Here is a 24,219-nt window from a genome sequence, read left to right as displayed (position 1 = left end):
AAACAACAAATCCAGATGAATTAATCTGGATTTGTTGCTTTAAATTCTTTTGTAATTTTTAAAATCTTTTCTGCCAGATTACTCATCCAGATCAATTGTTCAATGACCATCTGAGCTTCCTGCATTTTGGCCTGACGCGTTTCTTTGTCGAGTTCATCATCTTTAATCAAACGGGTAAAATTAACGCGTTTGAGTTCTTCAAATTGCAAAGTCACATCCTCTTTATCGAAAAAAGTATCCGTTATGATGGTTTCATTTCGTAAAATAGAAATCGAATGATCTAAATTAGAAAGAATTGTTTTTATAATATAATTGAATGATTCTGATGCCGATGTTGTCTGGTGCGACTGAATATAAGTAGATAATGATGCTAAAGCCGATAATATTGAATGATTCAAAACCACGAGTTTATTTACTAATGGCAATGTTTTTTGTTTCGATTTTGGTTCCTGCATCATACGCTGAAAGGACGTCATTAAATTTCCAATTTCAACAAAGGCATTTTTTCTTGCTAATCGATACGAGGTAGGTATTTCGCCTTTTTTATTATAAAAATCAGCAATTTCCTTAAGATAATTTCTATTGGCCCTTATCGAATTTTCGATATGAATAGGCGTATTAATAAACTCCCAGGCCGGCCATAAAAACTGATTGGCTAAAAAGGCAAGAGTTGCTCCGGCTAACGTATCTAAAACACGAAACTGAATAACCTCGACGACATTAGGAGTTAAAATTCCGTAAATAAAAACCACATACATCGTAACAAAAGTGGCGCTTATTTTGTAATTAATCTGAGTAAAAGAAATTCCTAAAAGCATGCATACAATAGACAGTATACTAAGCGCAACGTGATTTTGTATCACAGATACAATTCCAAAAGCTAATAAACCTCCCAGAATAGTCCCGAAGATTCTGTTGTAAGAACGTTCCTTTGTTAAACCATAACCAGGGCGCATGATTACGACAATCGTCAATAATATCCAATAGACGTTTTGGAAAGCTAAAAATTGCCCAATAGTAAAACCAATTAAAATGGTTATCGTTAATCGTACGGAATGTCTGAAAATAGAAGAAGAAAAACTTAAATTTTCGATTAAAGTACGCAACGGATAATATTGAGGCGTTAAGAATTTTTCTAGTTCTTTGTCTTTATCCTTCAATTTAAAAGACTGCATGGCAAGCGAGAAAGCACGTTGGATAATCTTAATTTTTCCAACCTGATTTTTCGCGTATTTCAGCATGTTCGTCAGCATCAAAACTCCTTCTGCCGCTTCTTCCTTGCCTAAAGTTTTTTCGTAATCGAAAATGGCAAATTCCAGAGCTTCAAGTTCATTCTTTAAATCGTTTTTATCAACATATACACTAATACTATGTACGTTTTTAGAAAGTTTTTTTAATGTTGAGGCCAGTTTATAAGCTACATTTTGGTACGTTCTTAAAACATCAGGATGTTTGGCGAATTTTTCGTGAAGTTTGCTGTGATCAAAAGAGGTGTATAATGCAAGCTCCTGAATTTCGACCAAGGTGATAAAAACCAATAGCATTTTTCGGTTTTGGCTCGTAGTTGCAGATGCATTTTGATTGCCAATAAGCATTCTTCGTAAATCCTCATGAATTAAATTCAGATCGACCTGAATCGCCAGTTGTTTCTCGATGATTTTCTCGCGATTGGCTTCCGGACTCCATAAATCGCCTCTTAGTTTTAAGTATTTTGCCGTTAGTTTTATGCCCTCGGCAATTTGCAATTCGACATATTTATAAGGTTGTACAAAATGAAATACAAGCGAAACAACTAAATATAAAATACCACCAACAAATATAAAACCTGAATATTCAAAAGCTTCCCATCCTTCATGCAAATGTCCAAATGATAATGAAATAGACAACAAAGCAGAGAATGATACTAAAGTAGCGCGTTGTCCGTAAACAGAAATCATCGAACATAAAAAAAGTAAAAATCCTAAAAACGGGTAAAATAAGTACGGATAAGGATACGCAAGATTGACTAATAAATTAACGCCTGAAACGATAAAAGATGCTACAATAAGACCTTTTATTTTGTGTCCTAAAGAGCTCGGTACATCGCTGGGATAGGTATAGAAGGCTCCCAGGGCAATTGTAAAGCCTATTTCGAAATGACCCAGAAAATTCAAAATTAAAACAGGAACAACAGAAGCAATAGTTACTTTAGAGGCGTTTAGAAAAGAAGTACTGTTAGTAAATTTCGAGATTCGATCAAACATTATGATTAGGTTTACCAACAAAAGTACGAATTGTACGAATTAATTTGGCATAATTATGGATGAGATTTTAAGAAGCAGGCAAAAAATGCGATATAATATATCTTTAGAATTATTCATTGACTATTTTTTACTATTTTTGCCAGCTGAATTATGAGAACGAAATTCAGGAGTTTTCATTAGATAAAATATTAAAAAAACACAAATGATTTTACCAATAGTAGGATATGGCGATCCTGTTTTAAGAAAAGTGGGTGAGGCAATTACGCCAGAATATCCAAACTTAAAAGAAACAATAGCAAACATGTATGAAACCATGTACAACGCTTACGGAGTAGGACTTGCTGCACCGCAGGTAGGTATGCCAATTCGTTTGTTTGTTATTGATACGACTCCTTTTAGCGATGATGATGATTTACCTTCAGAAGAGCAAAAAGATTTAAAAGGTTTCAAAAAAACTTTTATCAATGCTAAGATTCTTAAAGAAGAAGGTGAAGAATGGAGTTTTAATGAAGGTTGCTTGAGTATTCCTGACGTTCGCGAAGATGTTTACAGAAAACCAACCGTGACGATAGAATATTGTGAAGAAGATTTTGTTATAAAAACAGAAGTTTTTGATGGTTTGATTGCAAGAGTTATTCAGCATGAGTACGACCATATCGAAGGAGTTTTATTTACGGATAAAATTTCATCTTTGAAAAAACGTTTGATTCAAAAGAAATTAAAAAATATTACAGAGGGCAAAACGTTTCAGGAATATAGAATGAAATTTGCGGCAGCTAAAAAAGGGAGATAATTGATCTAAGAGAATTAGAATCAATAAAATATAATAAATCAAATTCTTAATACTAATTTTAATAAACATGAATTTAGAGAAAATTTTAGCCATTTCTGGGAAACCAGGTTTATATGTATTGAAAGTGCAAACTCGTACAGGTTTTGTGGCAGAATCATTGACAGACGGAAAAAAAATTACTGTTAACTTAAAAAGTAACGTAAGTTTATTATCAGAGATTTCAATTTATACTTATGACGGAGAAAAACCATTGACTGAAGTAATGCAGCGTATTGCTACTAAAGAAAACAAAGGTCAGGCAATTTCTCATAAAGAAGATAATGCTACATTAGCGGCTTATTTTAAAGAAATTCTTCCTGATTATGATGAAGAAAGAGTTTATCCTTCTGATATTAAAAAAGTATTAAACTGGTACAACACACTTCAGGCAAAAGGTTTAGTTACAGATTTAGCTCCGGCTGCTGTTGAAGCTGTTGAAGAAACTCCGGTTGTTGAAGAAAAACCAAAAAAAGCTCCAGCCGCTAAAAAAGCAAAAGCTAAGAAAGAAGAATAGTAGTTTACTACATTCAAATATATTAATCCTGTTAAGATGTTTTCTTAGCAGGATTTTTTACTTTTACAGCTATTCTTTACAATCCGGAAAAAACTTCATAAAATGAGCAAAGAACTTCAACTTAAAGCCTTCGAAAGATTATTAATTATCATGGATGAACTTCGTGAGCAATGTCCGTGGGATAAAAAGCAAACTTTGCAAACCCTGAGACATCTTACTATCGAAGAAACTTATGAACTTGGAGATGCTATTTTAGATAATGATCTCAATGAAGTAAAAAAAGAATTAGGAGATTTGTTATTGCATATTGTTTTTTATGCAAAAATTGGCTCTGAAACCAATGATTTTGATATTGCAGATGTTTGTAATGAAATCTGTGATAAGCTAATTCATCGCCATCCTCATATTTATAGCGATACTGTTGTAAAAGATGAAGAAGAAGTAAAACAAAATTGGGAAAAGCTAAAACTGAAAGAAGGTAAAAAATCTGTTTTGGAAGGCGTTCCGAGAAGTTTACCGGCATTGGTCAAAGCAAGCCGTATTCAGGACAAAGTAAAAGGAGTAGGTTTTGATTGGGAAGAACCACACCAGGTTTGGGATAAAGTACAAGAAGAACTTGAAGAATTACAAGTCGAAGTAAAAGCAGGCGATCAGGATAAAATTGAAGCTGAATTTGGGGATGTACTATTTTCTATGATCAATTATGCCCGATTTTTAAACGTAAATCCTGAAGATGCTTTAGAACGTACGAATAAAAAATTCATCAAACGTTTTCAATATCTCGAAAGTAAAGCCGGAGAGTTAGGAAAGCCTTTAATGGATATGACTTTGGCAGAAATGGATGTATTCTGGAACGAAGCTAAAAAGCTATAATTATTCGGCCATTTTTTTTAATGCTTTAATGTTTTTAAGCATTATTTTTTTACCCACTAATTCAATCAAATCCAGTTTATTAAAATCAGATAATAATCTAATACAACTTTCTGTAGCTGTACCAATAATACCGCCCAATTCTTCTCTTGTCAGTTGAACTTTCAGCGTTTTATCATCATTTTCACCAAAAGCATCATGCAGTTGCAATAATGTTTCGGCCAAACGTTGTTTTACTGTTTTTTGAACCAAAGCAATTTTGTCATTTTCAGATTCTTTCAAATCTTCACAAACAGATTGCATCAGGTTCATAGAGAACTGATTGTTGTTATTAAAAAAGTGTAAAATTTCGGTTTTCGGAATAAAACAAACCTCCATATCCGCAACAGCTTTTGCAGACAAGTTTGCTGGTTCATTGCTAATCATAGAGCGTTGACCCAAAAGTTCTCCTGATTGTACCAATTTTACAATCTGATCTTTTCCGTTTGCACTTAATTTAGAAAGTTTTCCAACACCATCTTTAATACAAAAAACGCCATTAGTTACTTCACCTTCTTCAAAAATAGAATCTCCTTTTTTTATTTTATAGGTAGTCTTACTATTAGCCAATTTTACAACCTCGTCTTTATTAAGTGCTTTAAGAGAAGAAAGTTGTCGTACGATGCATTGATCACATTTATTCATGGCAAAAAATATTTACTGCAAAATTAACCAATATTCGCATTCGAAGCCATTATTATTCCTAAAAATAATGCAGAAAAAAGCGAATATTGTTATTTACCTGTTTTATTTGGTTAATTTTAGAATTCATTATCATTATAACATGATAAATATCATTTTTATCATCTCTAGTTTTTTTAACATTTGTTGTATCAAAAAAAACAAATTTTATGAGTGAGCAGAGTTGTTTTCATTGTGGGTTAACCATAGCTAAAAATGAAGAAATCAATTTTGATGAAAAGAAGTTTTGTTGCAACGGATGCAAAACCGTTTACGAAATTTTTAGTCTTCATGATATGACCTGTTATTACGATTTTGAAAAATCGCCAGGCGCCACTCCGCAAGATATTAAAGGGAAGTATGACTTCTTAGATAATGAAGCTATTTTGTCAAAAGTGTTGGAATTTCAGGAAGGAAATACTTCAATCGTTTCGCTAAATATTCCTCATATTCATTGTAGTTCTTGTATTTGGATTCTTGAAAACCTCAACAGAATTCAACCGGGAATAAGTATCTCCCAAGTTAATTTTCCGGAAAAAAGAGTCAGAATTACATTCAATTCAGATCTTGTTTCCTTAAAAGCCATTGTTTATCTTTTAAGTTCTATAGGTTATGAACCTTATATTAGTTTAGAAAACTATGAAACAGGTAAAACAAATGTAGATAGAACGTTAACCTATAAATTAGGTGTTGCCTTTTTCTGTTTTGGAAACATAATGTTATTGTCGTTTCCGGAATATTTTGAGATTAAAGAATTTTGGTTAGATAATTACAAACCATTTTTTAGAATATTGATTTTTCTTTTGGCTTTGCCGAGCTTTTTATATTCGGCGAGCGGTTATTACGTTTCGGCTTACAAAAGTATAAAATCAGGGATGCTCAATATCGATATTCCTATTGCTTTAGGAATCATCGTCATGTTTATTCGAAGCACTTTTGATATTGTAATGAATTACGGATCAGGATTTTTCGACAGTTTAACTGGTTTAGTTTTCTTCATGCTGCTCGGAAAAATGTTTCAGATTAAAACCTATAGTTTCTTAAGTTTTGAGAGAGACTTTAAATCTTATTTTCCAATTGCAGTCACCAGGATAAATTCAGATACATCAGAAGAAAGTGTTCCTATTTATGATGTTCAAAAAGGAAACAGACTATTGATTAGAAATCAGGAATTAATTCCGGTAGACGGTATTTTAATTAGTGATAAAGCCGAAATCGATTATAGTTTTGTAACTGGCGAAGCTGTTCCTATTACTAAAAAATCTGGAGATAAGGTTTTTGCTGGAGGTAAGCAAATTGGTAAAGTAATCGAGATGGAAGTGTTGCACTCAGTCTCAAAAAGTTACCTTACCCAATTGTGGAGTAATGAAATTTTTCAGAAAAATGTATTCCAGAAACACAAAACGATTACAGATGCGATAAGTCGTTATTTTACTCCAATATTATTATTAATTGCATTTGCAGGTTTTGGATATTGGATATTTATTGATGCCAATACAGCCTTTAATGTTTTTACCGCGGTTTTAATTGTTGCCTGTCCTTGTGCATTGGCACTTACGGCACCGTTTACTTTCGGAAACATTCTGAGAATTATGGGGAAACAAAAAATGTATCTAAAAAATGCTCTGGTTATCGAACAATTGGCAAAAGTAGATACGATTGTTTTTGATAAAACCGGAACAATTACAACCAATAAAAAATCGAATATTTCATATGAAGGGAATATCCTTTCTGAAGAAGATTATATTTTGATAAAAAATGTACTTAGAGCGTCAAATCATCCATTAAGCCGCATGTTGTATGATTTTTTATCAGAAACACAACGAGTTAAAATTGATGATTTTCAGGAAATAACAGGAAAAGGAATTTTAGCTTCCGCTAATAATAAAGTAATAAAAATTGGTTCTGCTGAATTTGTTGGAAGTTCAGGATTAGATTCATCTGAAATTGAAAAAACAGCGCTTCATATCAAAATCGATGATATTTATTATGGCAAGTTTACTTTTCAAAATCAGTATCGTGAAGGTTTAGAAAACTTATTTCATAATTTAAGTAAAACGTATCAGATCAAAGTGCTGTCCGGAGATAATGACGGAGAACGAGCAAGTCTTCAGTCTATTTTACCTCTTGAAACCGAATTAATTTTTAATCAGAAGCCAGAGCAAAAACTTGAATTTATCAGGAAATTACAAGAAAAAGGTCAAAATGTAATGATGGTAGGTGATGGGCTCAATGATGCAGGCGCATTAGCACAAAGTAATGTTGGAATTTCTATCTCCGAAAATGTCAATGTTTTTTCTCCTGCTTGCGATGCTATTTTAGACGCTTCAGAATTTTCGAGATTAGATTACTTTTTAAAATTATCCCAAAAATCGATCACGATAATTAAGATGAGTTTTGTTTTATCGCTGCTTTATAATATCGTTGGACTCTCTTTTGCAGTTACCGGTAATTTGCTTCCATTAGTGGCTGCTATTATCATGCCTTTAAGCACAATTACTATCGTTAGTTTTGTGACTTTGATGTCTAACTATTTCAGTAACAGTAATTTAAAATGATTATAAATAATCTAAAGTTATTTTTTTATAAATTTAACATTAGTCTTCAACTATGATAATTATCATATTTTAACAACAAGTAACCTAGTAATTTTGTTAACATAAATTTAAGGATATGAGTGTCATTTATCTATTGATTTCAGTAAGTATTTTCGTCGCAATCTGTTTTTTTATTGCCTTCATTGTTGCTGTAAAATCGGGTCAATATGATGATGATTATACCCCTTCGGTCAGAATGCTTTTTGACGATGAAACGAAAATCACCCCCCACAATAAAAAATCAACAACAGAAGAAAAACAAGTATAATTATGGAAATGGAACAGTTTTATTACGACAACAAAATTGTAAAAAAATTCATTTACGCCACTATCCTCTTTGGGGTAGTAGGTATGTTAGTAGGGCTGACCTTAGCGGTTATGTACCTTTTTCCCAACATGACAGATGGTATTTCGTGGCTTAGCTACGGCCGATTAAGACCTTTGCATACCAATGCTGTTATTTTTGCCTTTGTTGGGAATGCTTTTTTTGCAGGTATGTATTATTCGCTTCAACGATTGCTAAAAGCCAGGATGTTTAGCGATTTCTTAAGTAATGTCCATTTCTGGGGATGGCAGCTTATTATTGTGGCTGCAGCAATTACATTACCATTAGGATATACTTCATCAAAAGAATATGCTGAACTAGAGTGGCCTATTGATATTGCAATTGCTCTTATTTGGGTAGTTATGGGGATCAATATGATTGGTACAATGCTGCGCCGTAGAGAACGTCACTTGTATGTTGCCATTTGGTTTTACCTTGCAACATTTGTTACAGTAGCTGTTTTACATATTTTTAATAATATCGAAATTCCGGTATCAGCTTTAAAAAGTTATTCTGTTTACGCAGGTGTTCAGGATGCCTTGGTACAATGGTGGTACGGGCATAATGCGGTTGCATTTTTCCTTACAACTCCGTTTTTAGGTTTAATGTATTACTTCATTCCAAAAGTTGCAAACCGTCCGGTTTACTCATATAGATTATCAATTATTCACTTTTGGTCTTTGATCTTTATTTACATCTGGGCAGGTCCACACCACTTATTATATTCAGCTCTACCAAACTGGGCTCAAAATTTAGGTGTTGCATTTTCAGTAATGCTTATTGCTCCATCTTGGGGAGGTATGATCAACGGACTTTTAACATTAAGAGGGGCGTGGGATAAAGTTCGTGAAGAACCAGTTCTGAAGTTTTTCGTAGTAGCAATTACAGGTTATGGTATGGCCACTTTTGAAGGCCCGATGCTTTCTTTAAAAAATGTCAATGCTATCGCGCACTATACAGACTGGATCGTTGCTCACGTGCACGTAGGAGCATTAGCATGGAACGGATTTATGTCTTTTGGTATTATTTACTGGTTGATTCCGCGAATGACAAAAAGTACATTGTTTTCAAAAAAATTAGCAAATTTCCATTTCTGGATCGGTACGTTAGGAATCATTTTATATACTTTGCCAATGTATGTGGCAGGTTTTCAACAAGCCTCAATGTGGAAACAGTTTAACCCTGATGGAACATTAACGTATGGTAATTTCCTTGAAACAGTTACTGCAATTATGCCATTATATTGGATGAGAGCAATTGGAGGTACTTTGTATCTTGTTGGAATGCTGACATTAGTTTATAATATCATAATGACGGTTAAAGCAGGTGATACTATCGAAGATGAGTTAGCACAAGCTCCGGCTTTACAGAGAATAAGCACAGGAAGATTAAAAGGAGAAAAATTCCATACCTGGTTAGAAAGAAGACCAATTCAGTTAACCATTTTGGCTACAATTGCGATCTTAATTGGAGGAATTATTCAGATTGTACCAACTATTATGGTAAAATCTAATATACCAACAATAACAAGTGTTAAGCCTTATACGCCTTTAGAATTAGAAGGTCGTGATTTATATATCAGAGAAGGTTGCGTGGGATGTCACTCACAATCTGTCAGACCATTCAGAAGTGAGGTGGAACGTTATGGCCCACAATCAAAAGCGGGTGAGTTTGTTTACGATCATCCATTCTTGTGGGGATCAAAACGTACAGGACCGGATTTGTTGAGAGTAGGAGGGAAATATAATGACAATTGGCATTTTAATCACTTCTGGAATCCACAAAGTATTTCTGCCGGATCGATCATGCCAGGTTATAAATGGTTGTTTGATAATGAGCCAATGGATATTTCATTAACTCAAAAGAAAATGCAGGCTATGGTTAAACTTGGTGTTCCTTATACAGAAGCTGATGTTGCCAATGCTCAAAAAACATTAAGAACTCAGGCTATTGCAATCGAGAAAAGTTTAGAAAATGATCCTGACTTTGTAAAAAGTTATGAAGAAAGCAAGAAAAAAGCAGCTGCAAAAGGTGAAAAATTCACTCCTATGAACGAGAGAGAAATTGTTGCTTTGATTGCTTACATACAAAGACTTGGAGTTGACATTAAAGTAAAAGAGACATCTAAATAACAGCATTATGTTTGAACAAATAAAACACAATATGGAGACTATTTCGGGTATAGAAATTTACCCGATACTTTCTCTCCTGATATTCTTTTTCTTTTTTGTAGGATTAGGTTTTTGGGTATTCTCATATAAAAAAGAAAAAATACAGGAAATGAGTGAAATACCTTTAGATGAAGGGTGCAGTATAATTTCAAAAGATATTTAAAATGAAAAAGTTTTTCCCAGTATATGTAAGAGTACCGATTATTTTCTTTATCGTATTTGCTTTAATGGAATACTTTATAGATTCAGGCGATAGACCAGCTTTTATTAAGTACCCTATGGTTGCTGTCTTTTTGTTTGTTTTTCTATTTATTCTGATTGCTATCGAAATTACATTAAGTGCGGTCAATCGCATTATGTACCAATTGATGTCACCGGAAGAAAAGGCAAAACTGGAATATGAAAATAGTTTGAGTTTAACAGAAAGCACGTGGTATAAAGATTTAATGCATAAGCTTACTAAAACCCAACCTATAGAAAAAGAAGGTGACTTATTGATGGATCATGATTATGATGGAATCAAAGAGTTAGATAATAATTTACCGCCTTGGTGGGTGTATTTATTCTATATCTGTATAGTTTTTGGAGTAATTTATTTTGCCCGTTATGAAGTTTTTGGTGGAGATGATCAGGAAATGGAGCTTAAAAAAGAAATGGCTCAGGCAAAAATTGATGTAGACGAATACCTGAAAACAGCACCTGATTTAATGGATGAGAAAACAGTTGTTTTACTTACAGATCCGGAAAGTTTAGCAGCAGGTAAAGAAATTTTTACAACCAATTGTGCTGCTTGTCACCGTGCTGATGCAGGAGGACAAATTGGACCAAACCTTACAGATAACCACTGGATTTTAGGTGGAGGAATTAAAAATCTTTTCCATACTATAACCAACGGAGGTCGTGACGGTAAAGGAATGATTGCCTGGAAAGGAACATTAAAACCTAAAGAAATTCAAAAAGTAGCGAGTTACATTTTATCCCTTCAGGGAAGTAATCCAAAAGATCCAAAAGAAGCAGAAGGTGAAATTTGGGTTGATGAAAGTGCTCCAACAAAAGATACCACAGCAAGTACAGCAAAAGATAGTACTGAAGTTAAAAAATAATTACAAAAATCATGTCAAATTTACCAGACGAAGCTTTTAGAGATACCATCGGAACTATTGATGAAGGGGGTAATCGAAAATTTATTTTCCCTAAAAAACCGTCTGGTAAATTCTATGAATATCGAAAAATAGTTAGTTACATATTATTGGCCATTTTAGTTGCAAATCCATTTATAAAAGTAAACGGAAATCAATTTATGATGTTTAATGTTATGGAGCGACGCTTTAATATTTTTGGATTTCCTTTTTGGCCACAGGATTTTTACCTCTTCGTAATTTCAATGCTGGTAGGTATTGTTTTTATCATCTTATTTACGGTTGTATTTGGAAGGATTTTTTGTGGATGGATTTGTCCGCAGACCATTTTCTTGGAAATGGTTTTTCGCCGAATTGAATATTGGATAGATGGAGATCGTGGCGCTCAGTCCCGATTAGCAAGACAGGAATGGAATGCTGAAAAAATTAGAAAACGATTAATTAAGTGGACGATCTTTTTTCTTATTTCTTTTGCTATTGCAAATATTTTTCTGGCCTATTTAGTAGGTAGCGACCAATTGTTTTTAATGGTCGAACAAGGACCAATTGAGCAAGCAAGTAATTTTATCGCATTGCTTATTTTTACAGGAGTTTTCTATTTTGTTTTTGTTTGGTTTCGCGAACAGGTTTGTATTATTGCCTGTCCATACGGAAGATTGCAAGGCGTGCTTTTAGATGATAAGTCTATTAATGTTGCCTATGATTTCGTTAGGGGAGAAAAAGAAGCCGGACGTGCTAAATTTAATAAAAAGGAAGATAGAGCTACAACCGGAAAAGGAGATTGTATTGATTGTCATCAATGCGTACATGTTTGCCCGATGGGAATTGACATCAGAAATGGTACTCAGTTAGAATGTACCAATTGTACTGCCTGCATCGATGAATGCGATACAATAATGGAAAGTGTAGGTTTGCCAAAAGGTCTTATTCGTTATGCATCTGAAGATGAAATTGTAAAAAAAGCACCTTTTAAGTTTACAGCAAGAATGAAAGGCTACACAGCTGTCTTATTCATTTTGTTAAGTGTTTTTGTTGGAATGCTATTTTTGAGAACCGATGTTCAGGCTGTTGTTTTGCGTTTACCAGGTCAGTTGTTTCAGCATAAAGGTGAAATGATCAGCAATGTTTATACCTATAAGATCGTTAATAAAACAATGAAAGATTATCATGACATTCACTTTGAATTGATTGATCAAAAAGGAAATATTAAAAATGTAGGGAATCAACATTTTAAAGTTTTAAAAGAAGGAATCTCTCAGGGAACATTATTTATAGAGATTGATAAAGTTCTTCTGGAGAGTGATAAAACCAAAGTTAAAATTGGAGTTTATAACGGTACAGAATTACTCGAAACTACCACAACTAATTTTTTAGGACCACGAAGTTTTAATTAAAAATACAACATTATGAAAATAAATTGGGGAACCGGAATCGTCATAGCATTTGCATTGTTTATGAGCTTTATTTTATATTTTGTTTTTGAAGTACAATCGAATAGTAAGTATGACAATGATTTAGTTGTTGAAGAATATTACAAACACGATTCGCATTTTCAGGATGAAATGGCCCGAATTCAAAATGCTCATGATTTGCAGCAAAGACCTTCTATTACGTATACCGAAAAGGGTGTGAAAATAGCTTTTCCTGCCACTTTTGAAAATGATAAAGTCAAAGGAAATGTTTTGTTATACCGACCTTCTAATAAGAAATTTGATTTTGATACTCAAATTGCTTTAACCAATTCGGCTTTGCTTATTCCGCAAAAGAAGTTGATTAAAGGACGTTGGGATGTTAATATGGAATGGGAATACAAAGGAACAAAATACCTTTCAAAAGAAGTAATTTACGTAAATTGATTACGATTTGTTTTTAAATAAATATTCTTTCTGCCACAGATTATTTGATTTGAATAGATTTTTAAATTATTCTGGTCAAAAATCTGTAGCAAATAGAAAAAGCAATATTAAATGCTATACTCAGCTTTCATATTAGGTTTAATAAGTAGTTTACACTGCATAGGAATGTGCGGTCCAATTGCTATGATGTTACCGGTAGACCATCAAAATGAAGCTAAAAAAGTTACTCAAATTATAACTTATCATTTAGGAAGATTAACTGCATATGCATCAGTCGGGCTTCTATTCGGATTATTAGGAAGAGGTTTTTTCCTGGCCGGTCTACAGCAAAAAATGTCTGTTTTTATTGGCCTGGCAATGATTCTTGTGGTTTTGATTCCTGAGAAAGTTTTTTCAAAGTATAATTTTTCAAAACCGGTTTATAAAATTATTTCAAGAGTAAAATCAAGTCTTGGAAATCAATTTAAAAAGAAAACCTACAAATCACTTTTTACGATAGGATTATTAAACGGCTTTTTACCGTGCGGAATGGTATATGTAGCCTTGTTTGGCGCAATTGCGATGCAAAGTGCCGGACTTGGTGTTTTGTATATGATTTTGTTTGGTTTAGGAACAATTCCTTTAATGACAATTGTGGTTTATGTACATTCATTAATAAAATTGCCTTTTAGAAACAAGATCCAAAAGGCAATTCCATATGTAGCTGTAGTAATTGGTGTTTTATTTATCCTTAGAGGACTAGGTTTAGGAATTCCTTATATTTCCCCGTCAAATATGAGTTTGTTTGTACAAGGAACTCCTAACTGTCATTAAACAGTCATCGAAAACAAGTTTGTTTCCGGTGATTTTCTTTTTAGATGTAAATCGAATGCCATACAAATGTTTCGAACAAATGGTCTTCCGGCTTCTGTAATTTTTATTTTACCTTCTTCGATTATAATCAACTGATCTTTTTCTATTTCTTTTAAATCTTCTAAGACGTTAGGTATTTCTTTAAAGTATAAAGATTTATTACTCCAGGAGGTTTCAAACTCACAGGTTAAGTTTAAGATATGTTTTCTAATAATTAAGTCTTCATCGCTTAAAATATGACCTTTTACAACTGGCAATTTATCTTCTGCTAACAATTGATAATATTCTTCGATGCTTTTTGTGTTTTGAGCAAAACTGTACCAGCTGTCACTAATAGATGAAACGCCTAAACCAATCATAAGCTGCGTTTTTGAGGCACTGTAACCCATGAAATTTCGATGAAGTTGTTTATTCGCTGTTGCCTTATACAAACTATCAGATATTAGCGCAAAATGGTCCATACCAATTTCATGATAACCATTTTGGGAAAGCATTTGTTTTCCGGTTTCGTATAATTTTCTTTTTTCGGCATCTTTAGGAAGGTTTTCTTCATTAAATCCGCGTTGCCCGTTTCCTTTTATCCAGGGTACATGAGCATAACTGTAAAATGCCAGACGATCCGGTTTTAAAGAATTTGTCTTTTCGACAGTGTCAATTACGTTCTCAATCGTTTGAAATGGTAATCCAAAAATAATATCGTGACCTATCGATGTATAACCAATTTCTTTTGCCCAGAAAGTAACTTTTGCGACATTATGAAAAGGCTGAATTCTATGAATCGCTTTTTGAACTTTTTCGGCATAATCCTGAACTCCAAAACTAACTCGACGAAAGCCTAAATCATAAAGCTTTTTAAGTTGTTCGTAAGTAGTATTATTAGGATGTCCCTCAAAACTAAATTCGTAATTATTGGCTTTTTCTGCTTTAGAAAGTATACCATTTATAAGGTATTCTAAATTGCTTGTAGAGAAAAAGGTTGGAGTACCACCGCCTAGATGAATTTCTTTTATAATGGGCTTTTGAGGCATTAAATTACAGTATAGATCCCATTCTTTTAGAAGAGCTGCGATATAGATTTCTTCTACCGAATGATTTTTTGTGATTCGTTTGTTGCATCCGCAAAAGGTGCACATACTTTCGCAAAATGGTAAGTGAAGGTATAAGCTGATTCCGTTTTGAGAGTTACTCTCTAAAAATGCTTTCTGAAAAGACTGTATCCATTTTTGACTGGTAAAATCGCCTTCATTCCAGTAAGGAACTGTAGGATAACTTGTATATCTAGGGCCTGGAACATTGTACTTTTGAGTCAGTGAGATTTTCATAAAGTCGGTATTTTGTATGTTCCAAAATTAAAATTTATGAAGTAGACATAAAATGACAAATATCATGTATTAAGCAAAAAAAAGAGACTCACTAGGAGCCTCTTTACTGAATTAAATAATTAACGTGAAATAGAATCTTGGATGATTTTAAGCCATTTTTTTGCAAACTGATGATCCTGATAAGCGCTTATTTGTTTGATGCGGTCATCATCAAAATCATAGAATGGTATGGTAATTTTTTTAGGAGTTTCTTTATCCTGAAATTCAAAGTCAATTTTTACAATTGTATCTGAAGGTCCTTCAGTGGTTAAAACTAATTTACATGATGATACAGTTTTTAGGTCTACATAAGTAGATTCTTGTTGATTTGGATTGAAATTCATCAAAATAAATCGTCTGTTTTTTTGATCTATTGTAAGTGTCTTATTGCTTTGAGATTCAGTTAAATCAAAATCCTCCGGGTGGGTTGGACTGAATTTCTTTTTAATGCCTAAAATTTTTGATTTGCTTGCAGCGCTCGTTCGTGCTGAAAAATATACGGGTATGGCTACTATGATCGCGATCACAATACCAATTATGGTTACACTTGTTTCCATTGATTTTAAATTGGGTAAATTATTATGAAATATGACACCGCTTTCTGAATAGAAAACAGCTCAATTGGTCAGGAAAAGATTTTTCCTTAATTAAATTTCATAAAAGTCTACCAGAAAAAATGGAAGGGGTAGAGCATTAAAAGGACTTTTTTGCTCTGAGTTGCAAATTGATTCGCAAAGTTTGATGTTGATTGAACGGCTTTGTGCTGAGGAATCACCATCAATAAAGAATCAAACCATTTTGTTAAGATAGAAGGGTTTGATTTTATATTTGCTGCAAATTGATAACTTGCCTGAGGTTGTATAAATGCTAATGAATCGGCGTGATCTATAGAGAAATTAGTATCCGTTTTTTGACTTTCGATTATTTCAATAGCAGATTCGTTTGCCTGTGTGGCAAAAAAAGCAATTATCAAAAGTGATATAAAAATAACGGTCTTACGAATCCAATTCATGGGGGCGAATTTAACTCATAAAATACAATTAAAGAAATTTTAAAGAATTAATTAACTTTAAATGTAGGGTTATTATTTATCCTCAATACTAAATAGGGCTATTGAGGATAAATGAAGTTATTGTTGCATTTTGAAATAATAATCAGCAGAGTGTTTTCCGCTTCCGTAAAACAGGAAGAAAACACAAACTAGCAGCACCACTATAGCCAGAATTAAGCTTTCTGAGTGCATGTGCCCCATAAAATTAATAAGTATTGCACCAAATAATATGGGCAACTGGGCCGCAATTGCCCAACGGGTTAGTAATCCAAAGAAGATCATAATACCACCAATCATATGAGCGGGTGCAATGTAATGTAAAAGAAACATTCCGCCGCCAAATTGATCAATTGGAGAAATTAAATCATGTAAATACTGGACGTTCGTTACAAATGAAATCCCTTTCATAAATAAAAATACCCCCAAAACAATACGTACTAAATCAACCGGTAAATAAGTGTGCGCGTTTGCCCACTTATTTAAACTTTTTACATTTTCCATGATACTACGTGATTAAAAATTACATCTAAAGTTACTACTTTTTGATGAGATATTTAATTATAAGTGCTTGAAAGTAAGATTTTTGTATTTTTTTAACGTATTTTGAAAGTTTATGGAATCTTAAACCTGAATAACGCCTAAATTAAATTGTTTTTGAATAGGAGCGTGGTTGGCAGCTTCGATTCCCATAGAAATCCAGGTACGGGTGTCTAAAGGATCAATGATAGCATCTGTCCATAATCTTGAAGCCGCGTAATAAGGCGAAGTTTGCTCATCATATCTTGCTTTGATCTTATTAAATAATTCAGCTTCTTTAGCTTCATCTACGATTTCTCCTTTTGCTTTAAGCGAAGAAGCTTCAATTTGAGCTAAAACTTTTGCAGCCTGAGTTCCGCCCATCACCGCAAGTTCCGCACTTGGCCACGCAAAAATTAATCTCGGGTCATATGCTTTTCCGCACATGGCATAATTTCCTGCTCCATAAGAGTTACCTACTATTACAGTAAATTTTGGAACAACCGAATTACTTACAGCATTGACCATTTTGGCACCGTCTTTTATAATACCGCCATGTTCAGATTTTGATCCTACCATAAAACCGGTAACGTCCTGTACGAATACCAACGGAATTTTTTTCTGATTACAATTCGCGATAAATCGGGTTGCTTTATCAGCACTGTCAGAATAAATTACACCGCCAAATTGCATTTCCCCTTTTTTGGTTTTAACCACTTTTCTTTGGTTCGCTACAATTCCTACGGCCCAGCCATCGATTCTGGCATAACCCGTAATAATCGTTTGGCCGTAACCATCTTTATAGGCTTCAAACTCTGAATTATCGACCAGACGATTGATGATTTCCATCATATCATATTGTTCGTTTCTCGCTTTTGGTAAAATTCCATAAATAGCTGCGGGATCTAAGGCAGGTTTTTCAGATTTGATTCGGCTATAGCCCGCTTTATCATAATCGCCTATTTTATCTACTATATTTTTTATTTTATCAAGAGCATCTTTATCATCTTTAGCTTTATAGTCGGTCACGCCTGAAATTTCGCAATGAGTTGTCGCGCCACCCAAAGTTTCATTATCGATAGTTTCGCCAATTGCAGCTTTTACGAGATAGCTTCCGGCAAGAAAAATACTTCCGGTTTTATCGACAATCAAAGCTTCGTCGCTCATAATAGGCAAGTAAGCTCCTCCGGCAACACAACTGCCCATAACAGCTGCAATTTGAGTAATACCCATACTACTCATTTGAGCATTGTTTCTAAAGATTCGGCCAAAGTGTTCTTTATCCGGGAAGATTTCGTCTTGAAGAGGCAGGTAAACACCTGCGCTATCCACCAGATAAATAATGGGTAATCTGTTTTCCATGGCGATTTCCTGTGCACGAAGATTTTTCTTGCCGGTAATAGGAAACCAGGCGCCCGCTTTTACAGTAGCATCATTGGCAACAACAATACATTGTTTACCTCTTATATATCCTATTTTAATAACAACACCGCCAGAAGGGCATCCACCATGTTCAGCATACATTCCGTCTCCAACAAATCCTCCGATTTCAATACTTTTTGAACCTTCATCAAGCAAATAAGCAATACGCTCGCGTGCTGTCATTTTTCCTTCGGCATGTAATTTTTCTATACGTTTTTCGCCTCCGCCTAATTTTACTTTTGCAAATCTTTGTTTTAAGTCAGAAAGTAATAGTTTATTGTGATCTTCGTTTTTATTGAAGTTTAAATCCATGGTATATTGTGGTTTTTACAAAATAGTGTTGGCTAATTTACAAAATCAATTGAAACCTACATAATAAAATGTTTTCTTAGATATAATAAAAAGTAATTAGTGATATTTTAAAAATAATAAAGGTTTAGTGAGAAATAATCAATTTATAGATTTCTTAAATCCAAGTCTTACTGATGGATTCGGAGAAAGCAAAATTGGCATTAAATGATAATTTTTGCGTTAATTTGCCAGTTCATACCAATTAGTATTTTTTATGTCTAAAGCTGCCAATACACGATTTACAATTCTTCAGAAAGCCTTTGAATTAATTTATTCTAAAGGATATCAAACAACAAGCATTGATGATATTATAGCGACTACAAAAGTTACAAAAGGCGCATTTTATTACCATTTTAAGACCAAAGACGAAATGGGAGTTGCTATTATTGAAGAAATTCTAAAGCCAACAATGCTGGAAAGTTTTATAAAACCTATCGAAAACTCGCTCAATCCTATTGATGATTTGTACAATATGATTTCGCATTTACTTCTTGAAGATCCTTTTTTGCAGGTAAAATATGGCTGCCCGGTTGGAAATTTAACTCAGGAAATGACACCGTGGAATAATCAGTTTAGTGAGGCTTTGTTAGAATTGATTAATCAGTGGAAGCAAACTATCGAGAAAGTGATTCTGAATGCACAGCAATCCGGTTTGATTAAAAAAGAGGTTAATGGAGAACAAGTTGCTTTTTTTATGATGTCAGGATATTGGGGAATACGAAATTTTGGAAAAGTTCAGGATAATAATTCCTGCTATCTTGTTTATTTAAAAGAGCTTAGAAGTTATCTGGATAATTTGAAGTAAATTTTAAAAATAAAAACATACTAATTAGTATGTTTTTTAAATATATTTGCATTGTCTTAATTTTTTAAACAATGTATACTACGCTATTATTTTGCCATTCGATACTACGATGGTTTGTTTTGGGAAGTTTATTGTATTCTATTTTTATAGCTTATCGCGGATATTCTTTGCAACTCTCCTTTACCAAAAAAGATAATTTAATACGGCACTGGACAGCAACTATTGCCCATATTCAGTTGATTTTTGGAATATTGATTTATGTGCAAAGTCCGATTGTGAAATACTTCTGGGCAAATTTTGCAACAGCTATTCAAAATATTGATGCCGTTTTTTTTGGATTGATCCACATTTTATTAATGCTGGTTTCGATTGTTCTAATAACAATTGGTTCCGCTTTGGCAAAAAGAAAAGAAAGTGATCGCGATAAATTTAAAACCATGTTAGTTTGGTTTTCTATCGCCTTACTAATCATTTTTATAGCAATTCCCTGGCCATTTTCATTTCTTGCAAACCGACCTTATTTTAGATAATTATGAAAAACTTACTACAAACAAATACCGGACGATTACGAATTATTGGATTTCTTGAAGGAACTTCTCTTTTGATTTTACTTTTTATTGCCATGCCTATGAAATATGTCTTCGAAATGCCTTTTTTGACAAGACCCATCGGAACGGTTCATGGTGCTTTATTTCTGCTTTTTATTTTTAATACGCTAAGTGTTGGAGTAGAACAGAACTGGAAGTTTAAAGATACAACCTGGAAAGTACTTTTGGCGTGTATAATTCCGTTTGGAACTTTTTACATTGATTCTAAAATTTTAAGTAAAATTAAAAACCAGTAAGCACTATGATTTTTGTATTTAAAACAAATGTTGATAGTATATCAAAAGTAAAAAAGATAACGCCTAAACTGAATCAGTTATTTCCTAATTCTAAATGGAATTTTGATCTGGAAGATTGTGATAATATTCTTCGATTTGAATGTAAGGACAATATTATCGAAAAAGTGATTTTTTTAATGAAAGTCGTGGGCTTTGAGTGCGAAGTCTTGTAAAACAAAAAAACAGAAGCTAGCTTCTGTTTTTTTATATATTATATGTGGTATTTTATTTTTTAGAATCGCAAACCATTCTTTTTAGAATTGCCCATTGTTTTAAGGCATCACGAGCTTCTACAGCAGGATATCCTAACATTGTTTTTCCGGCAGGAACATCGCCAACTACACCAGAACCAGCACCAACAATAGCACCATCGCCAATTGTAGTATGATCTTTTATAGAAGCACTTCCGCCTATGATAACACCGTTTCCTAATGTTACAGAACCAGCTAAACCACTATTTCCGGCCATAATACAAAATTTACCTAATTTACTATTATGTCCAATTTGTACTAAGTTGTCAATTTTACAACCGTCTCCAAGTATTGTAGAACTAAATTTTCCGCGGTCAACACAAGAATTTGCTCCAATTTCGACTCCGTTTCCAATAATTACATTTCCAATTTGTGGAATTTTAACCAATCCTTTTTCACTACAAGGACGAAATCCGAAACCATCAGCACCAATTGTTGCATTTGGGTGAATGATACAATCACTACCGATATGACAACGTTCACGAACTACTGTTCCAGACCAGATAATAGTATTTTTACCAATAGTAGATTCGTCTAAAATAGTAACGTTTGGATAAATAGTTGCATTTGCACCAATTTCAACTTTTGGACCAATATAACAACCAGCACCAATTCTGGCACCTTCACCAATAATAGCCGTTTCATCAACCGTTGCTGATTTATGGATATTGTTACGAAATATTGGAGTAGGAGGAGCAAAAAGCGCCAAAATTTGAGACATTGCCAAATCAGCATTTTTTACTTTAATAAAAGCACGATTATCTCCAGGTTCAATTGAAATGTCTTCGTTAACAACTGCAACTGAAGCTTTTGATGCTTCCCAAAATTTTTCATATTTTTTATTTCCTATAAAAGAAATTTCAGAAGTGGAAGCTTTTTCTAATTGTTCTGTTGCTGTGATGCTTTGCGAAGTTGTGCCGTAAATTACGCCATTAATAACTTCATTAATTTCTTGGATTGAATAGGATTTCATCGAATGATTTTAATTGTTTTAGGGGTTATTTCGCACCAAATAAAATCAATTAGATTTAAATTACCTAATCTTATTTTGAAGTTTTTTAAATAGTATTTTAAATAATAGTTTAAATATTACAATTTTAACATAAAATCTATTAATTTTTTGATTGTTTTTGAATTATAAGTTGCTGCTTTGGTTTTTGCCTTTGATTATTTGTAGGTTTTAAAGTATCAATTTGTTTGCAATTCAACCTTCTGATTTTTATCAATTACTACAAAGCTATCTTGTTTTAAATCAATTAATTTTGATTTTTTTACTACTTAAATTGGCATTGCAAGTGGCTGTAAAAGCATCGCGATATTTTGTAGGTTTTTAATAGGCTTATAAGGAGTTGTCTTTTTTTGAATGATTTGATAGTTACGTAATGAATAATAACGAAAATCAGATTTTAAATTTTATTCTTTTGGATGATTTTTTAATGCTAAGTTTTATAGAACAAGATAATTAGTAAGTTAAATCTTTCTTTTGTAAAAAATTGGTTTTGTTTTAAAGTTCATTTAGAAACTATTTTTTCATCTTTTGAATGAAATTAAAATTAAAAAGCGATTCGCTGCTTTTAAAGAAGGAATCGCTTTTAGATTTTTTTATTCTTTTACTTTAGAAAGAGAAATAGCATTGATGCAATAACGCAAACCACTTGGTTCCGGACCATCAGGAAAAACGTGTCCTAAATGTGCGTCGCAAGTATTGCAAACGACCTCAACACGAATCATTCCGTATGATTTGTCTGCATGATAAGCAATAGCATTTTCTTTTAATGGTTGTGTAAAAGATGGCCAGCCTGTTCCTGATTCAAATTTTTCGCTTGCATCAAAAAGCAAAGTACCACAACATTTACATTCGTAAATTCCCGGATCGAATAAACTGCAAAGCTCAGAACTAAAAGATCTTTCAGTACCTTTTAATCGTGCTACCTGAAATTCTTCGGGTGTTAAAAGCTGTTTCCATTCTTCCGGTGTTTTTTCCACTCTGTTATCAGGAGTTGGATTTCCCTTATTCGTAAAACGAATTATATCTGCCCATTTGATCATAACTTTTATATTTAGTTTTTAGTCCCGGTTTTCAGTCTCAGTATTCGCAGATTTTAATGCAGCCGACTGCGACTAAAAAAATTATTCTTCCTCTTTTTGCCCCATCATCATTAAGAATGCCTTTAGGAAAGGATCAATATTTCCGTTCATAACGCCATCGACATCGCTGGTTTCATAACCGGTACGAACATCTTTTACTAATTTGTAAGGTTGCATTACATAATTACGTATTTGCGAACCCCATTCAATTTTCATTTTTCCGGCTTCAATATCGGCACGTTGTGCTTGTTGTTTCTTTAACTCAATTTCATACAATTGCGAACGTAACATTTGCATGGCACGCTGTCTGTTGTCTTGCTGAGATCTTGTTTCAGAACATTGAATCTGAATTCCAGTTGGTTTGTGTACCAATTGTACTTTGGTTTCAACCTTATTTACATTTTGTCCTCCGGCTCCACTAGAACGAGAAGTTGTGATTTCGATATCGGCAGGATTAATGTCAATTTCGATACTATCATCAACAAGCGGATAAACATAAACAGATGCAAACGAGGTATGACGTTTGGCATTGCTATCAAAAGGAGAGATTCGAACCAAACGATGTACACCGTTTTCTCCTTTTAAATATCCAAAAGAATAATCGCCCTCAAACTCAAGCGTAACCGTTTTGATTCCGGCAACCTCGCCAGCCTGAAAGTTCAACTCTTTTATTTTGTAGCCATAACTTTCGCCCCACATCATATACATACGCATCAACATTCCTGCCCAGTCGCAACTTTCGGTTCCGCCGGCACCTGCAGTAATTTGTACTACGGCACTTAGGCTGTCTCCTTCGTCAGAAAGCATGTTTTTGAACTCGATGTTCTCGATATGCGTTTGAGTAATGTTATAATGCTCGTCTAATTCTTCTGCAGAAAGTTCCCCTTCTTTATAAAAATCATAGGCAAGCTGCAATTCATCTGTAAGTTCGATGGCTTTGTTATAATCTTCGATCCATTTTTTCTTGTTTCGAAGGTTTTTTACAATAACCTCAGCTTCTTTTGCATTGTTCCAGAAGTCTGGTGCGAAGGTTTTTTCTTCTTCGTTGGCAATTTCAATTAGTTTGGCATCGACGTCAAAGATACCTCCTCAACGCACCAAGGCGCTCCACAATACCTTTTATTTGTTCGGTAGTTGTCATAAATTAATAATAGTTTTATTGTTTTTTTGAATGTTACGCTGATTGTCAAATTCATCAATAATGACTTATTAGCAAAAACGTAATTTTGTAGTACAAAAATAAGATATAGTTTTTAGATTATCACATTAATTTTAACATATAAAAAAGGACATAAAAAGTCTTTTGGATTTAGGAACTCAAAGGAGATAATTTGTTTTGAGGAATTCTTTACTTAAAAAATAACATCAGAAA

The 24,219-nt window shown here is 33.4% G+C and carries 25 protein-coding genes; 15 read left to right on the top strand and 10 right to left on the bottom strand.

Annotated features, from left to right (window positions below; translation table 11 throughout):
* Nucleotides 1-20: 20 nt before the first annotated feature.
* Nucleotides 21-2,243: an FUSC family protein gene (locus tag FLACOL7796_RS20970; protein ID WP_173972744.1), complete on the bottom strand. Its 2,223-nt coding sequence runs from the start codon at nt 2,241-2,243 to the stop codon at nt 21-23.
* A gap of 202 nt (nt 2,244-2,445) precedes the next feature.
* Between FLACOL7796_RS20970 and def the strand changes: the two genes are divergently transcribed.
* The 3 genes from def (at nt 2,446) to mazG (ending at nt 4,462) form a co-directional block, all read left to right on the top strand.
* On the top strand, nt 2,446-3,036 hold the full coding sequence (gene def, locus FLACOL7796_RS20965) for a peptide deformylase (protein WP_173972743.1): 591 nt from the start codon (nt 2,446-2,448) through the stop codon (nt 3,034-3,036).
* Between the two features lie 67 nt (nt 3,037-3,103).
* Nucleotides 3,104-3,589 carry a DUF5606 family protein gene (locus FLACOL7796_RS20960; RefSeq protein ID WP_173972742.1) on the top strand — a complete coding sequence of 162 codons (486 nt, stop codon included), beginning with the start codon at nt 3,104-3,106 and terminating at the stop codon, nt 3,587-3,589.
* Nucleotides 3,590-3,691: 102 nt separating this feature from the next.
* On the top strand, nt 3,692-4,462 hold the full coding sequence (gene mazG / locus FLACOL7796_RS20955) for a nucleoside triphosphate pyrophosphohydrolase (protein ID WP_173972741.1): 771 nt from the start codon (nt 3,692-3,694) through the stop codon (nt 4,460-4,462).
* Here mazG and FLACOL7796_RS20950 read toward each other — a convergent pair whose 3' ends face one another.
* Complete coding sequence (locus FLACOL7796_RS20950) at nt 4,463-5,143, bottom strand: Crp/Fnr family transcriptional regulator (RefSeq protein WP_173972740.1); 681 nt, start codon at nt 5,141-5,143, stop codon at nt 4,463-4,465. It lies immediately after the preceding gene.
* 206 nt (nt 5,144-5,349) lie between these two features.
* Here FLACOL7796_RS20950 and FLACOL7796_RS20945 point away from each other — a divergent pair, with 206 nt between their 5' ends.
* The 8 genes from FLACOL7796_RS20945 to FLACOL7796_RS20910 all read left to right on the top strand — a co-directional run bounded on the left by FLACOL7796_RS20945 (nt 5,350) and on the right by FLACOL7796_RS20910 (nt 14,080).
* On the top strand, nt 5,350-7,737 hold the full coding sequence (locus tag FLACOL7796_RS20945) for a heavy metal translocating P-type ATPase (protein WP_173972739.1): 2,388 nt from the start codon (nt 5,350-5,352) through the stop codon (nt 7,735-7,737).
* Nucleotides 7,738-7,852: 115 nt separating this feature from the next.
* Nucleotides 7,853-8,044, top strand: a complete 192-nt coding sequence (gene ccoS / locus FLACOL7796_RS20940; protein ID WP_173972738.1) for a cbb3-type cytochrome oxidase assembly protein CcoS — start codon at nt 7,853-7,855, stop codon at nt 8,042-8,044.
* 2 nt (nt 8,045-8,046) lie between these two features.
* A complete protein-coding gene (ccoN, locus tag FLACOL7796_RS20935; protein WP_173972737.1) occupies nt 8,047-10,233 on the top strand; it encodes a cytochrome-c oxidase, cbb3-type subunit I in 2,187 nt (728 codons plus the stop codon).
* 7 nt (nt 10,234-10,240) lie between these two features.
* Nucleotides 10,241-10,435, top strand: a complete 195-nt coding sequence (locus tag FLACOL7796_RS20930) for a CcoQ/FixQ family Cbb3-type cytochrome c oxidase assembly chaperone (RefSeq protein WP_173972736.1) — start codon at nt 10,241-10,243, stop codon at nt 10,433-10,435.
* Between the two features lies 1 nt (nt 10,436).
* Entirely contained in the window at nt 10,437-11,375 is a 939-nt protein-coding gene (locus tag FLACOL7796_RS20925; RefSeq protein WP_173972735.1) for a cbb3-type cytochrome c oxidase N-terminal domain-containing protein, read from the top strand.
* Nucleotides 11,376-11,386: 11 nt separating this feature from the next.
* Entirely contained in the window at nt 11,387-12,805 is a 1,419-nt protein-coding gene (ccoG, locus tag FLACOL7796_RS20920; protein ID WP_173972734.1) for a cytochrome c oxidase accessory protein CcoG, read from the top strand.
* A 12-nt stretch (nt 12,806-12,817) separates the two neighbouring features.
* Nucleotides 12,818-13,267, top strand: a complete 450-nt coding sequence (locus tag FLACOL7796_RS20915; RefSeq protein WP_173972733.1) for a FixH family protein — start codon at nt 12,818-12,820, stop codon at nt 13,265-13,267.
* A 111-nt stretch (nt 13,268-13,378) separates the two neighbouring features.
* A complete protein-coding gene (locus FLACOL7796_RS20910; RefSeq protein ID WP_173972732.1) occupies nt 13,379-14,080 on the top strand; it encodes a sulfite exporter TauE/SafE family protein in 702 nt (233 codons plus the stop codon).
* On the opposite strand, the gene hemN is transcribed toward FLACOL7796_RS20910, so the two are convergent.
* The 5 genes from hemN to FLACOL7796_RS20885 all read right to left on the bottom strand — a co-directional run bounded on the left by hemN (nt 14,077) and on the right by FLACOL7796_RS20885 (nt 18,781).
* Nucleotides 14,077-15,441, bottom strand: a complete 1,365-nt coding sequence (gene hemN, locus FLACOL7796_RS20905; protein WP_173972731.1) for an oxygen-independent coproporphyrinogen III oxidase — start codon at nt 15,439-15,441, stop codon at nt 14,077-14,079. The two genes, FLACOL7796_RS20910 and hemN, sit on opposite strands and share 4 nt — an antisense overlap.
* A gap of 119 nt (nt 15,442-15,560) precedes the next feature.
* Nucleotides 15,561-16,037 (bottom strand): hypothetical protein, encoded by a 477-nt coding sequence (locus FLACOL7796_RS20900; RefSeq protein ID WP_173972730.1) that lies wholly within the window; start codon nt 16,035-16,037, stop codon nt 15,561-15,563.
* 107 nt (nt 16,038-16,144) lie between these two features.
* Complete coding sequence (locus FLACOL7796_RS20895) at nt 16,145-16,492, bottom strand: hypothetical protein (protein WP_173972729.1); 348 nt, start codon at nt 16,490-16,492, stop codon at nt 16,145-16,147.
* A 117-nt stretch (nt 16,493-16,609) separates the two neighbouring features.
* Nucleotides 16,610-17,032: a DoxX family protein gene (locus FLACOL7796_RS20890; protein ID WP_173972728.1), complete on the bottom strand. Its 423-nt coding sequence runs from the start codon at nt 17,030-17,032 to the stop codon at nt 16,610-16,612.
* A 120-nt stretch (nt 17,033-17,152) separates the two neighbouring features.
* Nucleotides 17,153-18,781: an acyl-CoA carboxylase subunit beta gene (locus tag FLACOL7796_RS20885; RefSeq protein ID WP_173972727.1), complete on the bottom strand. Its 1,629-nt coding sequence runs from the start codon at nt 18,779-18,781 to the stop codon at nt 17,153-17,155.
* Between the two features lie 253 nt (nt 18,782-19,034).
* Between FLACOL7796_RS20885 and FLACOL7796_RS20880 the strand changes: the two genes are divergently transcribed.
* From FLACOL7796_RS20880 to FLACOL7796_RS20865, 4 genes are all read left to right on the top strand, one after another.
* On the top strand, nt 19,035-19,625 hold the full coding sequence (locus FLACOL7796_RS20880) for a TetR/AcrR family transcriptional regulator (protein ID WP_173972726.1): 591 nt from the start codon (nt 19,035-19,037) through the stop codon (nt 19,623-19,625).
* A gap of 71 nt (nt 19,626-19,696) precedes the next feature.
* Entirely contained in the window at nt 19,697-20,155 is a 459-nt protein-coding gene (locus tag FLACOL7796_RS20875) for a hypothetical protein (protein WP_173972725.1), read from the top strand.
* A gap of 2 nt (nt 20,156-20,157) precedes the next feature.
* A complete protein-coding gene (locus FLACOL7796_RS20870; RefSeq protein WP_173972724.1) occupies nt 20,158-20,469 on the top strand; it encodes a DUF3817 domain-containing protein in 312 nt (103 codons plus the stop codon).
* A gap of 5 nt (nt 20,470-20,474) precedes the next feature.
* Entirely contained in the window at nt 20,475-20,681 is a 207-nt protein-coding gene (locus tag FLACOL7796_RS20865; protein WP_173972723.1) for a hypothetical protein, read from the top strand.
* Between the two features lie 52 nt (nt 20,682-20,733).
* On the opposite strand, the gene lpxD is transcribed toward FLACOL7796_RS20865, so the two are convergent.
* From lpxD to prfB, 3 genes are all read right to left on the bottom strand, one after another.
* Nucleotides 20,734-21,732, bottom strand: coding sequence for a UDP-3-O-(3-hydroxymyristoyl)glucosamine N-acyltransferase (gene lpxD, locus FLACOL7796_RS20860; protein WP_173972722.1), 999 nt, complete (start codon nt 21,730-21,732; stop codon nt 20,734-20,736).
* Nucleotides 21,733-22,361: 629 nt separating this feature from the next.
* Nucleotides 22,362-22,808 (bottom strand): peptide-methionine (R)-S-oxide reductase MsrB, encoded by a 447-nt coding sequence (gene msrB / locus FLACOL7796_RS20855; protein WP_173972721.1) that lies wholly within the window; start codon nt 22,806-22,808, stop codon nt 22,362-22,364.
* An 81-nt stretch (nt 22,809-22,889) separates the two neighbouring features.
* Nucleotides 22,890-23,988 (bottom strand): peptide chain release factor 2 gene (gene prfB / locus FLACOL7796_RS20850; protein ID WP_121325784.1). Its coding sequence is split into 2 segments (ribosomal slippage): nt 22,890-23,924 and nt 23,926-23,988, totalling 1,098 coding nucleotides; the frame shifts between segments, so codons are not numbered across the junction.
* Nucleotides 23,989-24,219: the final 231 nt, after the last annotated feature.

It is taken from the genome of Flavobacterium bizetiae, from assembly GCF_902804475.1.
Lineage (GTDB): Bacteria > Bacteroidota > Bacteroidia > Flavobacteriales > Flavobacteriaceae > Flavobacterium > Flavobacterium bizetiae.
Note: the sequence above shows the minus strand (reverse complement) of the source record. Positions and strands in the feature narration are given on the sequence as shown.